Here is a 15,414-nt window from a genome sequence, read left to right on the forward strand (position 1 = left end):
TCTCCGCCCTTCCTCACGCGGCCTGGAACGCGACAAGGCTAACAGTGGAGGCGAAAGCCCCTCGCACGGAGTCGACTACTTGAAGACGACCTTGCCGCCCCTGATGCGCGCCGTGCCGTTCGAGAACTTCACGGTCATCACGCCGTTGACCTTCTTGGGGCTGGTGAGGGGCCAGCCCCAAGAGCCGTCGACGCCGCCCGCGGCCAGGTAGGCCTTGGTGATGGCCCCGCTCTTCGGCAGGTAGGCGGCATCGCCGTGGGACGATCGGTACACGTAGCCCTTCGCGAACTCCTGGTACATGCCCTCGCTGGTCTTGTGCGCCTTGGCGACGGCGTTCCCTGTCTTGCCGCTGCCGCCGACCTCGAACCAGGCGGGGATGAGGCGCCACCGGACCACTCCGGTCGAGGTGGAGGCCTCGCCGTCGTACTCGTAGCCGTTGAGCTTCTCGAACTTGATCCTCGTGATCTTCGTCGTGCTCCTGGCGCTGAGCGGCCAGCCCCACTTGCCCTGCCGACCGCCGGCGTCCAGGTAGGCCTGGGTGAGCGCGCTCGAGTACGGCTGGTACAGGTACTTGCCCGAGCTGAACACGTACAGGTGCCCATTTTCGAACCGCATCATGATCGTGCCGTCGTTCTTGCTCGGGCTGCCCTGCGGGTTGCCCAGCACCTTGCTGCCGCCTGCCTTGAGCCAGGCGGGCACGACGCTCGAGCTCATGCCGCGCGACGCCGTGCCGACCATCCCGTCATAGCTGAAGGCGTAGAGAGCGCTGAAGCGGGCGCTTGACACGCCGTTGCGCAGCTTCGGGGCGGACCTCGGCCAGCCCCACGAACCGGTCGGGCCGCCCGCGCTGAGGTACGCCTGGGTGATGGCGCTCGAGGACGGAAGCAGCACCGAGGCGTCGCCGTCGCGATAGACGATGCCCTTCTTGAACTTCTGGTACGTGCGTCCGCCGACCGTGACCGCGTCGGCCACGGCGCGTCCCGTGACGTCGCTGCCGCCCACCGCGAACCAGGCGGGAACGACGCTCAGCGCCACCTCACGCGTGCTGGAGTAGATCTGCTTGTAGCCCTTGCAGGCGTACGCGATCCGCGAGCTGAACGTCACCCAGGACACGCCGCTCTTGTACGTGGCGCCCGTCTGGGGCCATCCCCACAGGCCCTGCGGGCCGCGCGCCGCGAAGTACGCCTTGGTGAGCGCGCCGTTCTTCTTGAGCTTCACGACGTCGCCGTCGTTGTCGATGAACAGGTAGTACTTCTTGAACTTCTGGTAGGTGCCGGAGCTCGCGTGCACCGCCTTGGCGAGCGGCAGCCCGACGCCGTCGATCCCGCCAGCGTCGCGCCAAGCCTCGAGCAGGTCGGCGTCGATCGACTTGCCGTGCGTGGTGCCGAACCAGCTCGTGAAGAGCTTCCAGAAGTTGTAGTTGCCGTAGGCCTTGCAGCTGCCGGAGGTGCCGTTCAGCACCGCGCTGTTCGGCTGGTAGGGCGTGTAGTTGTACAGCCCCGCGGTCGCTTGGTTCTCGATGTACACCCAGGAGTAGGAGCTGCAGTACGGGCTGTACTTGATCTTGTTGCTCTGGCCGGCCTTGTAGGAGTAGCTGTCGGGCTTCTTGGCGTACAGCTGGAACTGCTTGGCCATGTGATAGACCTGCTGGAAGAAGCCCTGGGCCCAGTCGTAGCAGCCGTCCTGGTCCGCGTCGACGCTCGTTCCGAGGTTGCTGTCCGGGCAGCCATAGCCCATCGCCCGCTTGTAGTACCAGGCGCTGGTCCCCGTACGGGTCACCAGGCTGGTCTCCTTCTGAAGCGTCACGAGCAGCACGCGCGGGCTGATGTCGCAGCTGTCCGCGACGCCCTTGATGATCTGCGCCGCGGTCTGACCCGACTTCGCCGAATAGCCGTCGCAGTACGCATCGTTCGGCTTGGAGGTGGTGCTCGCGACGTAATCGGCGAGGTCGCCGCCCTTGCTGTCGAGGAAGCTCTGGATCTGACTCACGGTCATGGAGCCGGAGTCGAAGAAGACCGAGTCGTCGATGATGTTGCCCGCGTCGAACGACGAAGCGGCCTCTGCCTCCTGCGCGGCGACCGCGACGATCACGCTCGCTCCCAGGAGAGCGGTGAGGAGCGCCGCGGCGAGGCGCGTGGCGGTGGGTCGGATGCGCTGGGCGAGGACGGTCATGGCAGGTCGATCTCCGCAGTGTCGGACGTCCCGTAGGAGCTGGTTGAGTCGTACTCGATCCACAGGATCGCGGGTCCTGTGAGAGCGGACACGTCGAGGGAGAGGCCCTCGGCGCAGTCCGTGGTGGTGGCCGACGCGTTGCCGGGGCCATCCACCGAGAGCTGCTGGTCCGCGTCGGTCACCACGAGCGTGCAGGTGCCGCCCTCCTCGACGACGCCGACCACGACGGCCGCCGCGGTGAGCTCGCCGTCGGAGACGCCGAAGCGCGTGAGGGACACCTCGACGCCCGTCTTGGCGGGGTCGTCCGAGGTCTCCTCAGGCGATGCCGCGGCAGTGGCCGACGGGCTGGGCGAGGCGGAAGCGGTAGGGGTGGCGGACGCGGTCGACGGGGTGGCCGTCGGAGAATCCGACGGGGTCGGGGACACGGTGCTCGAGATCGAGGCGCTGGGGGACGGACTCGGCGATACCTCCGCCTCGTCTCCTCCCGTCAGCACCACGAACAGCGTCGCGACGACCGCCACCCCGGCGATGGCGACAAGGACGCCAAGCAACCAGGCGCGCACGTGCGACTCCTCTCCCCGAAACCCTGACGAGGGACCAGTATCACCAGATCGGACGGGTTTGTGGGCCTCCCACGCTGTGGGATTGGACACGTCCCGTCGCGGTCGTCTAGACTTGGCGCGACGAAGCGCCGTGGTCACGGCTCGGGCGGCAGGGGCGGCCCCACTGAAGACACCGTTCGCGGTGCCTCGACCGCAGCCACGACCGAGAAGGAGGCCTGGCAGGCAGATGGCGAAGACGCTGAGGGTGAAGGCGACCTATCTCGACCTGCCGGAGGTGCTCCACGAGCTCGCGGTGGCGAAGGACACCGAGGTGGAGATCGAGTGTGAGCACGTCGACCTCCTCCGCCGCCTCGCGATCCCCTCGCCGGAGCCCAACAAGTTCAAGAAGGTGACCTTCTTCGTCGCGGGCTGGAGCCGGCCGATGGCCGACTGGACAGGAACCGCGGGCAACATGTCGGGCATGACGTCCTTGTCCACCGCGCTGCCAAGCCTGCGGGGGACCGCTCGCGTGACGATCGGCCTTCGCGCGGGTCGCAACATCGCCGTCTTCGCGCGCGCGGCCTACGGCGTGCTCGCGCCGAGTCGCGAGACGCACGGCGCGGGCGTTCCGGAGATCGTCACCGTCGACGGGCTGTCGCCGCAGGCGCTCGGACTCTTCGCCTCGCCCGTCCCGCTGACGCTGCTCGACACCAAGGAGCCCTATCAGCTCGAGGGCGTGCGCCTCCCGCGTGCCGATGTGGCCGTCACGGACGACCCCAAGGCGGCAGCGGCGATCGAAGCGTCCATCGCCGACCCGAAGACCATCAAGACGGCCGAGGTGGATCACCTCGAGGTCAGCACGCATGAGCCCCGCGCTCAGGTCGACCTTCACGTGCATCGTCCGACCGGGTGGCTCCTGAACTTCGATGAGCCGCGACAGCGCGTCCTCGACGTGCGTTGGGACCTCTCTCAGGTGGCGACCCTCACGATCGGCATCGGAGAGGACGAGCCGTTCGAGTCGGAGCTCCCGATGCGCGAGCCGCTCACGGCGCGCCACATCGACCGCATGCACGCGCTCGAGCACATCCCGCTCAGCGGCGTGCCGTCGCCGCGAGACGAACGCGAGGCCTTCGACCTCGGCGAGAGGCTCGTCGAGCTGTCGGCCTCGGGAGTCATCCTCCACTCGCTTCCTGGGCCCACCGCGGACGCGATCGTCGGCGCCGACCCTGCGCTGGTCGACATGTGGCGCGCGCCGTACTCCCCGGGCCTGGGCCTGACCCGCGAACGCCGCTCCGTTCCCCAACGACGGCAGGCGCTCCGCAGCCACTCGCCGCTGTTGACGGCGGCCACGCGAAGCGGCGCGCATCGGGCCCACGCGGTCCCGTCGGTGTCGCTCGTGATGTCGAGCATGCGTCCGGACCGGGTGCTGAAGACGCTGCGGGACCTCGACGCGCAGACCTACCCGCACCTCGAGATCGTGCTCGTCGGCCACGGCCACCCGATCCCCGAATCCCTGCGGGCCGCCGAGTTCGTGAACCCCGTGCACTTCGTCGAGGTCGGATCCGACGTCCCGTTCGGCACGGCGCTCGCCACCGGTGCCCGGAGGTCGAGCGGCGACCTCGTGATGAAGGTGGACGATGACGACCTCTACGGTCCCGAGTTCGTCTGGGACATCGTCCTCGCCTACCTGTACTCGTCGGCGAACATCGTCGGCAAGACGACCGAGTACATGCACGTCGAGGGCATCGATCACACGTTCCACCGTAAGTTCGCGACGGAACGCTACAGCCGACAGGTGGCCGGCGGTGCGATGCTCATGTCGCGTGGCGACCTTGAGACCACCGGCGGGTGGCGACCAACGACCAACTCGACGGACCGGAGCGTGCTGCTGCGCTTCTTCCGCGAGGGGCTCATCGCGTACCGGACGTCCAGCCTCGGTTACGTCTACGTGCGGCACGACGACGGCCACACGTGGCACGTCGACATGGGCTCGTTGATCGAGAACGCCTACGAGCAGTGGGCGGGCCTGCCCGCGGACATCTATCCTGGTCGGCAAACGACGCACCCTGGCGGCGCGAGCATGCCCCTTCCCCCGAACGACTGAGAAGAGCAGTGACGACTACACGAGCAAGCGGCGATCCGCGTTTCGACGGCATCGTCTACAAGAACCGTTGGCGCGACACGTTCGACGGCACGGTGCCCTCCGACTGGGAGCCGACCATGTCGGTCTCCGTGATCGTCCCCGCCTTCAACAGCCCGACGCTCGACCTCACGCTCGCGTCGCTCGCGGCCCAGGACTACCCGGAGGACCTTGTCGAGGTCATCGTGATCGACGACGGCAGCGAGCCGCCGGTCGTTCTCGGCGAGCACGTCCACAAGAACACGCGCGTGATGCGCATCCCCGAGGGCGACGGCTGGGGCCGCGCCAACGGCACCATGAAGGCGATCGACGAGTCCACCGGCGACATCATCTACTGGGTCGATTCCGACATGGTGCTGTTCGCCGACAACATCCGTCAGCACGCCAAGTGGGCGCACTTCATCCCCGAGGCCGCCACGATCGGCGACAAGGGCTTCATCGAGGAGTGGGACCTCACGCCCGAGCAGGTCTACAACGCGGTCAAGGACGACAGCGTCCGTGGCCTCTTCTCGCGCGAGGGCCTCCACCGACACTGGTCGCTCGACATCTACGACGCGACCGACGACCTCAACGACTCGGCCGGGCACAACTACTCGACCCACATGGGCGCCACCGCCACGGTGACCCGACTGGTGTACGACCGCACGAACCGCACCGATGGCCGCCTTCGTGCGGGCGAGGACACGGAGATCGCGTACCAGTCCTGGCAGGGCGGCGCGGTCTTCATCCCGGTGCATGACGGCTACGCGTGGCATCTCGGTCGCGCGACGGTGACGAGCCACGGCGCGGCGGTGGCGCATCAGAACAAGCCCTACTTCGCGAACCGGATGCCGATCCCGCGAGGCCGGCGGACCACCTCCAACCGACAGTGGGACGTGCCCTTCATCCGCGCCGTCGTCCACGTCGACTACGAGACCGCGAAGTACGCACGGGCGTGCGTCGATCGGCTCCTCACCCAGACCGAGCCGGACATCCAGGTCGACCTCGTCGGCCCCTGGTCCGAGCTGACGAACCCTCGCCGCAGCGTGCTCAAGGACCCGAACAACGAGCTGTACCTGGTCCAGGAGTGGTTCCGCGCTGAGGGTCGCGTGCGCATGGTCGAGGAGGAGCAGCCCTGGTTCCCCTCGCCGTATCGGATGGATGTGCCGGTCACAGTCGGACTCGAGTCCCGCGCCGTCAAGACCATGATGAACCGCATCCATCAGCCCTCGATCGGGCGGCACTACTTCTCCGTGGACGGTCACGGGGTCGAGGCCCCGATCACGGTCACCTTCGGGCCTGCGGCGGCCAGGGCCGCGCACTACGTGGACGACCCCGCGGACATGGACAAGGCGATCGCCAGCATCTGGGACGTCCACTGGTGGACCCTGAGCTCTGCTCGTGCCTTCGACCTGCGTGATACCCCCGACACCGACGAGACGCGCATCCACGTCAAGACCGACGAGGAGGACGTGCTCCTGCGCAAGCTCGCGGTGAAGGACGAGGAGATCGAGGACCTCCGCAAGGGTGCGTTCGCCGGCGTGCGTCGTACGCTCCGCCGGGACTTCGCGAGCGTGCGGAAGTTCTCGGCTCGTGCCGCTCGTGCCGCCAAGCGTCGACTGAAGGGCTAGGGACCACCATGGATGCAGACCTGCTTGTCGTCGGGACCGGGCTGTTCGGTCTCACCATCGCAGAGCGCGCGGCCGAGGAGCTCGGCCTGCGCGTGCTCATGATCGACCGCCGTGACCACCTCGGTGGCAACGCCTACAGCGAGGCCGATCCCGAGACGGGGATCGAGATCCACCGCTACGGCGCGCACCTGTTCCACACCTCGAACGAGCGCGTGTGGGAGTACGTGAACAGGTTCACGTCCTTCACGGACTACCAGCACCGCGTCTACACGACGCACGCCGGCGAGGTCTACCCGATGCCGATCAACCTGGGGACGATCAACCAGTTCTTCCGCAGCGCGATGACGCCGGGCGAGGCTCGCGAGCGTGTCGCCAACGACGCCGCCGAGCTCGGGGACAAGGAGCCGGAGAACCTCGAGGAGAAGGCGATCTCGCTGATCGGCCGTCCGCTGTACGAGGCGTTCATCCGCGACTACACGGCGAAGCAGTGGCAGACGCCGCTCACGGAGCTGCCGCCGAGCATCATCTCGCGCCTGCCCGTGCGCTACACGTACAACAACCGCTACTTCAACGACACCTACGAGGGTCTGCCGGTCGACGGCTACACCGCGTGGCTCGAGCGGATGGCCGACCACCCGAACATCGAGGTGCGCCTCGAGACGGACTTCTTCGACACGACGCAGGAGGCCTCGAAGTCCGCCGTCGGCTCGATCCCGATCGTCTACACGGGCCCCGTGGACCGCTACTTCGACTACGCCGCGGGCAGCCTGTCGTGGCGCACGCTCGACTTCGAGCGCGAGACGCTCCAGATCGACGACTTCCAGGGCACGACGGTCATGAACTACCCGGACGCCGAGTTCCCGTACACGCGCATCCACGAGTTCAAGCACTTCCACCCCGAGCGCGACTACCCGTCAGGCAAGACCATCATCATGCGGGAGTTCTCGCGCTTCGCCGAGGGCGACGACGAGCCGTACTACCCGGTGAACACCGCTGAGGATCGCGAGCGGCTGGCGGCCTACCGCGAGCTCATGGCGAAGGAGAAGAACGTCTGGTTCGGTGGACGCCTGGGTACCTACAAGTACCTGGACATGCACATGGCCATCGCCTCCGCGCTGACCATGGTCTCCGAAGAGCTTGTGCCGGCGCTGCGCGGATGACCTCCCGCTTCGACGTGGGTCCGCTGCCCGACGGCACCACCCTGCTGCATATCGGGGCCCCGAAGACGGCGACGTCCGCGCTGCAGTCCGCGCTCACCAACGCGAACGAGCAGCTGCTCGACCTTGGCGTGCGGGTGCCATTGGGGCAGGGCAACCACAACCAGCTCGTGCGTCATCTGGCGTACGGGAAGGCAGAGGCCGACGGCTTCGCGCTCGTCCGACGGATGCACGAGGAGTTCGAGCAGGACTCGCGCTTGCGCGTCGTCTCGAGCGAGCTGTGCTCGCAGATGACGATCAAGAAGGGCCGCGCGGTCTACGATTCGCTGCCCGGCCCCGTGCACGTGGTGCTCACCCTGCGCAACTTCGCCGACCTCCTGCCCTCGCAGTGGCAGCAGCGGGTCAAGCTCGGCGAGACGCGGACGCTGGACGAGTGGCTCGACGAGGTCCTCGACGACCCTGAGAGCCTGGACCTCTCGCCGGTGCCGGCGTACCACCAGCGAGACAACCGGTGGCTGCTGTCACGATGGATCGAGATCGCCGGCGCGGAGAACGTCACGGTCGCGGTGCTGGACCGGAGCGATCGACGCTCCGTCTATCGCATCTTCGAGCACCTGCTCGGCCTTGAGGACGGTCTCCTGGAGGGAGACAACCTCAACGAGAGCCTCTCGGCTGCCGAAGCCGAGTTCCTGAGGTCGTTCAACATCGCGGCGGAGCACCTTCCCCGCAATCAGCGATACATGAAGGTCGTGGATCGCGGGATCGCGCGCGCGATCCGCCAATACCAGGGCGAGCTTCCCCCGAGTGCTCCCGTGGCCATTCCTGAGGCCTACGTCGACCCCGCGTCGCGCGCGGGGCGTGCGTTCGCGGACGCCGTCACTGCCACGGGAGTGCGCGTCATGGGCGACCTCGGCGAGCTGTCGGCGCCGCCCCGACGGGTCGGAGCGACCGCCGATTCGACCTGGGATCACCTTCCCGTCGGCGTCGCGGCAGAGATGGTGCGAGACCTGTTCATCGAGGGCAACAGCGAGCTGTTCGCCGAGGTGACGGACTTCGACGCTCGGCTTTCGGCCGACCGGATGAACCGTACCTCGGGTGCGCAGCCCGCACGCGAAGAGTCGGCGGCACCCGCGGGCTCCGGGGGAAGGACGGGCTCGAGCGGTGGCGAGGCCGACCCCGTCGCCGCCGGCACGCGCGTCGCGTCCGCGGCTCAGGCGATCCCGAGCCTGGCGTCCAGGGTCGTCGCTCGCGCGCTCCGAACCCTCCTTCCGCGCACTCGACCCGAGGCCACCCGCGGAGTGAGGATCGCGCCGTCCGGGACGGTGCTGACGGATCTGGTCTCCGGGGCTCCGGAGGACAGGCGCGTGCGTGACCTGTGGACGCGCTCGGCGCGCGTGTGGCGGCGAGCGCGGGACACGCACCGGATCGGTGCGGGAGTGCTCGAGTCGTCGTCCGCGCTCGAGTCGGCATCGCGACGCTGGCTCGCCGCGCTGGGGCGAGGTGGCCGCTTGACGTTCGACGGCTGGCTCGCAGGCGGCGGTCGCGACGCGGGCATGGTGCTGGGCGCGATGGTACGGGCCCTGGGACGAGGGACGGTCACGCTCGAGAGCACCCCTCTCGGTGTCGAGCCTGCGGCCGCGCTCGCGCGATGCGAGATGGCGCGCCGCGCGAACGAGCTCCTCGGAAACGCCAAGGGGCCCGCCTTCTCGCGCCCGCGAGTCCTCGGTCATGTGCTTCCCGAGGCGTTGGACAGGGTGCCTGCGTCCGAGGCGACGCTCCGCTCGCTCGCTCGTGCCGACGCCAAGGTCGAGCGGCTCGTCAAGAGGGGAGCGGTGCGCGACGCACGGGTATCGATCAAGCCGCTCGGAACCGCGCGGACCCCGGAGAGCATCTCCGCCGCCGACGCGCTCCCGCTCCTGGTGGCGATCGTCGAGGACATGGTCGTCGACTGACTCACGCCGTCATGACGGTCGCGTCCCGCTGTTCGCCCGCGGAAGGTCCGCGCGGGTGCGGTCATACGGACCGGCCCGTCACCTGGGAGGCATGCGCTGATCACGGGCCGTCAGGACGGCGCGACCACGATCCTGGAGAGAACGGGCGATGGGCAGAGCAGACACGGTAGCGGCGTTCGCACCTGGCTCGGTCGTGCTGCACGTCGGGCTGCCGAAGACCGCGACGTCGACCCTCCAGCGGAGCGTCGAGGCATCTCGCGAGGCTCTGGCGGCCGACGGCGCCGTGCCGCTGTGGAGCGACGGCAGGAACAACCATCTCGCCTTCCAGCTCGCTGCGGAAGGGAGCCGCACGAGCTCCGAGCTGCTCGCTCCGATGAGCGATGCCCTCGGTACGCCCGGTGCCCGGCGCTTCCTGCTCAGCGCAGAGGTCATCTCGCGATTCCAGCGAGCGCAGATACGGCGCGTCCTCGATCGTCTCCCGGGGGAGCAGGTGCAGGTGGTCGTCACGCTGCGGAGCATCGCAGGACTGATCGGCTCCAACTGGCAGGAGCGGGTCAAGGCCGGCCGGGAGGAGTCCTTCGAGGACTTCGTCCCGCGAGTGCTCGAGGATCCGTCGCTGCTCGATACCGATCGGGCCACGCGCCCGGACGCCGACGGAAGCCTCACGTTCGAGCGGTGGGCTGAGCTCGTGGGGCCCGAGAACGTGACCGTGGTGGTGCTGCCGCCGTCGGATCGAGGATACGTGCTGCGCACTTTCGAGGCGCTCCTGGGTGCCCAGGCCGGGGTGATGACGGGCGAGGACGTCAACGCGAGCCTGAGCTGGGATCAGATCGAGTTCGTGAGGGCTCTCAACGGGCGGCTCACGCATCTGGGGAACCGGGTTGAACGAAGCAACCTGGTGCGCGAAGGCGTGTGCCTCGCCCTCATGCAGCAGCCGGAGGGCAGAGAAGCCGCGGGGCCGTCCATCACCCTGCCTGGCTCTGCAGCCGCTGAGGTCCAGAGGGCCGCCTGCGCATACGCGGACCGTATCCGAGCGACGGGCGTGAACGTGATCGGCGACCTCGACGTCCTGGCGAGCGCATCCGCGTGCGTCTCCGACGGACCGCTGCCCTCGCCCGCCGTCGTCTCGGTCGAAACGGCGGCACACGCTCTGGCCGGGCTCGTGAGGCGCGCCGAGCGGCGACTCTCGCCTGCTGAAGACGCGCCCATCTACACGGCGCTGCCTCCCGCTCATATCGAGGGGACGCTCTCGTCCGCGTCGCCGCGATGGGTGAGCAGACACCTGCGCAGGCGCGCCGCGCCGCGGGCGCTCGTGCACGTAGCCCTGCCGGAGACCATCGGGGGCCTCGTGACGTCGGCCGTCCTCCGACTGCCCTGGGATGGGCGAGGATCGCTCCATGTGGGCAACGCTGCGGCGCCAGTGGGGTCCCAGCCACACCTCACCCGGGGGAGTCAGTCCTACTTCGGGGGTGAGGACGCCTGGCGGTTGCGCTCACACGAGATCCGTGAGCTGATCGACTCCCTGCCGCGAGAGCGAACAGCGCTTGTCTCAGTCCCTCACCCGCAGGTCGCCCTGACGCGCATGTGGTGGAAGTCGATCCTCGCGGGCTCTTCCGTGGACTGGGCCGACTTCGTCAGCATGCACCTCGATCCCTCGAACGCGTCCCGCCTGCCCGAGGGGCTTGGTGCCGCGCCGCGGGTCCTCGCTGACTGGGCTGAGGCGGTAGGCGCCGAAAGGGTCGTGGTCCAGGTGGAGCAGGTTGCGACGCCACGGGACGTGACGGCTCAACTGTCCTCGCTGCTTGGCCTCATGGACGAGGCTCCCGTCGTCTTCTCGGTTCCGGCACGGGACCTGCGTCTTCCGACGTCGGCGCAGCTCGAGTTGCTGCATCGTGCGCAGCGTCTGCTCAAGGGGTCGATCTCCGATGCTCATCGTGAGCAAGTGCTCATCGCCGGCGCGGCCGAGGCCGTCCTCCGGAACGAGAGCGGCCAGGCGATGCCGTGCGCCCTCCTGAGTGACGCATGCGCTTCGCGTCTGCGTGAGCTCGACGCGGAGCTCGAGCGCACGCTGCGTGAGCTTGAGGCCAACGGCGCCACGGTGGTGACGGCGGGCAAGGCCGACGCGGCCTCGTGCGACCAGTGGTCGGAGGATATCCCGGTGAAGGAAGCGATCGATGCGCTGGCGGGAGCCGCGCACGTGGTGACAGGACACATCGCGGTGGCGACCGGCTAGACGTCCCCGATGACAGGGGGAGCGGCAATCACACGACGGGGACCCGGTCGCGACGAGAGTCGGGCGTCATCCGTGCGGGAGACCCCCTCAGCTCATCTTCGCGATGTACTCGGCGAGGTCGACGTCGGTCACCGGCGCCAGAAGCTCCTCGCGTGACACCGACTTCCCGCGACTGTCGAGGAACGCCCGATCGATGCTGGAGTTCGCGACCAACCATTCCGCGTCATCGCTGCCCAGCGCCCTCGCCCGGTCCAGGGTCTCGCGCGGAAGCGCGAAGGCCTTGGCGTTCTTGCCAGCCCGGAAGTTTCCAAGTCCGGACTGCATCCTCTTCACATCTCCGCGGAACTTCCCGCGCCTGATGAGCTCCGTGAGCCGCGACACCAGCCGCAGCTGGTCGAGGTTGGGCGACTCGTTCGCCCTCAACTCCTCCAACGCCTGCTCGTGGTCCGGTGCGACCACATGCAGAAGATCAGCCACCACGCTGCCGTTGACGAGCTCCGCGCGATCGAACGGACGGATGGTCACGTTCTCGGCGCCGAACACCTCCACGTACTTCCCGATGTAGTCGCGGAAGATCGGATAGGGCGGATCATCGAGCACCTCACTGACGGTCCGCAGACCCTGCTTCACGAGCTGAGCGGCATAGCTGTTCGACCATGCTTCGATGGGGCGGACGTAGACGACGCATCGTACGCGCGGCACTCCGTAGGCCTTCAAGAAGTTCCTCATGGCGCGAACCTCTCGCGAGGTCAGCATGCTCATGTCCTCAGAGGAGACGATCAACGGAACGCGCCTGTGCCGGGCCTCCTCGAGACTGTTGACGAGGAGGCTGCGAGCCTCATCCTGCGTCATCGCGCCGAGCGGGATGCGCCCTCCGAACTTGACCCGGGTGTAGTAGTCGATGTTCTTGCGACTGCCGAAGGCAGGCGCCATGACGTAGGAGTGGTTCGACGGCTTGGCGTTGAGATAGAACACCCCTTGAAGCGTGCCCTTCCGCTGTGCGCGCCGGAGCGTCTCCTGGATCGCAGTCGTACCGGTCTTGTGGAGACCGAAGTGAAGGATCACCTCGGGAGCCGCAGGCTGACGCTTGGGGTGCTGCGGTGCGGACCTGGGCCGGTCAACCGGGGGCACGACGGTGGCGTCGGTCGCCGTTCCGGTCGTTGCGTCGGTCGTTGCGTCGGTCGGCGAGTCCGTCTGGCCACGTCCATCGTCGGACGCACGCGCTGTCGGCGCATCCGGCGGCGATCCCAGCTCGAGCGGCAGGGCGCGAATCGCGCCTTGCGCGATGCGTTCGGCCACGGCCTTCACCGCCTCGTCCGCCGTCGCGCGAATGGCCAGGGCCCCGCTGAGGTTCGCGGGCATATCCGCGGACTGTGACGGGACAGCGGAGTCTGCCGGACGCTCGACGGGGAGTCCTCGCGGCTGGAACCACACGAGGCTTGCTGATGCCTCGTCCTCCGCGACGGTGCTGGCATCCAGACCGGGGAACGCGGCGACGATGCGCGCGAGCGCCGCTGCGGCGTCGGGCGAGGTCTCATCGGCGGTCGCCGGCACCAACCAGACGGCGCCGCTACGGGCGGCACCGAGAGAGGCACAGAAGTCCTCCCATAGGTCGTCCGCGTGCGTGCTGCCGAGGATGACCACGTCGAAGGCATCGGGCTCCGCCACCGTGGCGGCGAAGAGCCGACTGCTCATCTCGTAGATCTCGAGGCCGGCGACCACGTTGGAACGGGGGTCGACGGCCAGCTGCTCGCACACGACGGCTTTGCGCTTGCCTGAGACCTTGCTCAGCGCCCTGGGATCCGCGACGCCGACCTCGAGGATCGCGCCATCGCCCGCGATCTGCGACGCCAACCTGTGCGCGAGAGCCAACGAGGCATCGTCCGTCTGCTCGGGCGCGGGCGCGAGGGGCACGTTCAACACCTTCAGCGCCCCTGCGGGACTGCTGGAGACCTTCGTCACCCAGCGGCCCTGGGCGCTCAGAACCTGGGTCCCCTCAAGCGTGTGGAACCGCTGGGACACGCCCACCGCGTCGCCGATCGTGTGCATGTTCCTGTGCTCGTGACCGCGACGGCGCACGACTTCGAGCCGCTTGTCCGACGCGTTCGCGAGCAGCATGATGAGGTGGAACGCCGATCCCTCGTCGCCGGAGACGACCGAGGCTCGCGAGATCAGATCCAGCTGCTCGCGCACTGAGAGCTGCTCGGGGTGCGCGATCGTCCAGCCCGCGGCTGCGAGCCGTCGCTCGGTCACGTGCTCGTTCAGATCTCGTACGCCTGACGGCAGGGCGCTCCGCGACAGCCACAGCCGCTCGTCGGGGTCCTGCGCGGGACCCTCGTAGTGCGCGAGGAAGGCGGCGTGCTCGGGGTGGAACTGGTCGTCATATCGGTAGCCGATGTCGGGGACATGCAGCTTCTTGATGCGCGTCGGCTGCGTGAGGATCACGCCGGGGTTCCGGATGTCAAGGACGGAGAGCAGCTCCTGCTGCCACGGGTGGAGGACGGCGTGCCCTTGCCAGTCGGAGGGCACCCCAGGGTGAGCGATGCGACCCGCCTTGTGGGGCCCGCTCGCGTGCCAGTTGGCCGCGCCCGCCCAGACGATCGGCACGTCGGGGTGTTGGGGCGTGAGCCACGTGCGTGCAAGGCTCTCGACCAGGAAGTGCCCGAAGTGGAAGTACAGGATCCCGCCGTAGATGGCTTCCTCGAACTCGACCGGATCGGGTTCGCCGAACATCTCGGGGCGTGCGGGCCATCCCGTCTCCCCCGAGCGACGCTCGAGCTGCGTGCGTTCGACGTGCTTTCCGTCAGCGAAGACTCCGCCCAGCAGTCGATTCTTGACGTCAGGCAACCGCAGGGTGGGGTACACGGTCGCGTCGGCGATCTCTCGCGCCTGCAGGGGCTCCGTCAAGTCGATCACGGGAAGGACCTTTCAATAGACGCCGGTGGGAACGGCGAACTCGATCCTAACGGTGTTGGCTCACGGTCGAGGTGATGTGCGGCCCTCTGGCGGAACCGACGACGAAGCCGGGCGGTCGCATCATCTGTCGTTCAGCTGTGTCTTCACCGCGAGAAGCTGCGCCGTGGGGCGCGCCGAACCGGCGTCGAGGCCAGGTCAAGCTGGCCGCCGCCCGGACGGCTCCTGTCGGGCGGACAACCTGAGCGGGACGACGCGCAGGTCGATTCAGGTAGCCTTGCAGCAGGGGCAAGATCTGGAGGAAACCGTGAAGGGCATCATTTTGGCGGGTGGGTCTGGGACCCGTCTTCATCCGATCACGATGGGTGTCTCGAAGCAGTTGGTGCCGGTGTATGACAAGCCGATGGTGTACTACCCGTTGTCGACGCTGATGTTGGCGGGTATCCGGGAGATCCTGGTCATCACGACGCCGCATGATGCTGCGGGCTTTGAGCGGCTGCTGGGTGACGGCAGCCAGTTCGGCATCGAGATCACCTACGCGCAGCAGCCGTCGCCCGACGGGCTGGCGCAGGCGTTCACGATCGGCGCGGAATTCATCGGCGACGACAGCGTCGCGCTCGTCCTGGGAGACAACCTGCTCTATGGGCCGGGGCTGGGTTCGCAGTTGCAGCGCTTCGACGCGATCAAGGGCGCGT

9 protein-coding genes are annotated in these 15,414 nt (G+C 68.1%); 6 read left to right on the forward strand and 3 right to left on the reverse strand.

Annotated elements, in window-relative coordinates; all coding sequences use genetic code 11:
• Positions 1 to 75: 75 nt before the first annotated feature.
• Complete coding sequence (locus tag AOP78_RS14415; RefSeq protein WP_062206348.1) at positions 76 to 2,172, reverse strand: LGFP repeat-containing protein; 2,097 nt, start codon at positions 2,170 to 2,172, stop codon at positions 76 to 78.
• Positions 2,169 to 2,735, reverse strand: coding sequence for a lysozyme family protein (locus AOP78_RS15135; protein ID WP_062206351.1), 567 nt, complete (start codon positions 2,733 to 2,735; stop codon positions 2,169 to 2,171). The genes AOP78_RS14415 and AOP78_RS15135 overlap by 4 nt, the downstream gene beginning before the upstream one ends.
• Before the next feature lie 226 nt (positions 2,736 to 2,961).
• Here AOP78_RS15135 and AOP78_RS14425 point away from each other — a divergent pair, with 226 nt between their 5' ends.
• The 5 genes from AOP78_RS14425 (at position 2,962) to AOP78_RS14445 (ending at position 11,806) form a co-directional block, all read left to right on the forward strand.
• Positions 2,962 to 4,818 carry a glycosyltransferase family 2 protein gene (locus tag AOP78_RS14425; RefSeq protein WP_062206353.1) on the forward strand — a complete coding sequence of 619 codons (1,857 nt, stop codon included), beginning with the start codon at positions 2,962 to 2,964 and terminating at the stop codon, positions 4,816 to 4,818.
• Between the two features lie 8 nt (positions 4,819 to 4,826).
• Positions 4,827 to 6,464, forward strand: coding sequence for a glycosyltransferase family 2 protein (locus tag AOP78_RS14430; RefSeq protein ID WP_062206357.1), 1,638 nt, complete (start codon positions 4,827 to 4,829; stop codon positions 6,462 to 6,464).
• Between the two features lie 8 nt (positions 6,465 to 6,472).
• Positions 6,473 to 7,624: a UDP-galactopyranose mutase gene (glf, locus tag AOP78_RS14435; protein WP_062206360.1), complete on the forward strand. Its 1,152-nt coding sequence runs from the start codon at positions 6,473 to 6,475 to the stop codon at positions 7,622 to 7,624.
• On the forward strand, positions 7,621 to 9,573 hold the full coding sequence (locus AOP78_RS14440) for a hypothetical protein (RefSeq protein WP_062206362.1): 1,953 nt from the start codon (positions 7,621 to 7,623) through the stop codon (positions 9,571 to 9,573). The genes glf and AOP78_RS14440 overlap by 4 nt, the downstream gene beginning before the upstream one ends.
• Before the next feature lie 148 nt (positions 9,574 to 9,721).
• Positions 9,722 to 11,806 carry a hypothetical protein gene (locus tag AOP78_RS14445; RefSeq protein WP_062206364.1) on the forward strand — a complete coding sequence of 695 codons (2,085 nt, stop codon included), beginning with the start codon at positions 9,722 to 9,724 and terminating at the stop codon, positions 11,804 to 11,806.
• 87 nt (positions 11,807 to 11,893) lie between these two features.
• Here the strand turns inward: AOP78_RS14445 and AOP78_RS14450 are convergent, their stop codons facing one another.
• The gene (locus tag AOP78_RS14450; RefSeq protein WP_062206367.1) at positions 11,894 to 14,722 is read right to left on the reverse strand and encodes a glycosyltransferase family 61 protein; all 2,829 of its coding nucleotides are present in this window, start codon (positions 14,720 to 14,722) and stop codon (positions 11,894 to 11,896) included.
• 304 nt (positions 14,723 to 15,026) lie between these two features.
• Here AOP78_RS14450 and AOP78_RS14455 point away from each other — a divergent pair.
• Positions 15,027 to 15,414, forward strand: a 388-nt coding sequence (locus tag AOP78_RS14455) for a sugar nucleotidyltransferase (protein WP_152659587.1), incomplete at its 3' end; no start/stop codon positions are given.

It is taken from the genome of Demequina salsinemoris (genome assembly GCF_000974805.1).
GTDB lineage: Bacteria > Actinomycetota > Actinomycetes > Actinomycetales > Demequinaceae > Demequina > Demequina salsinemoris.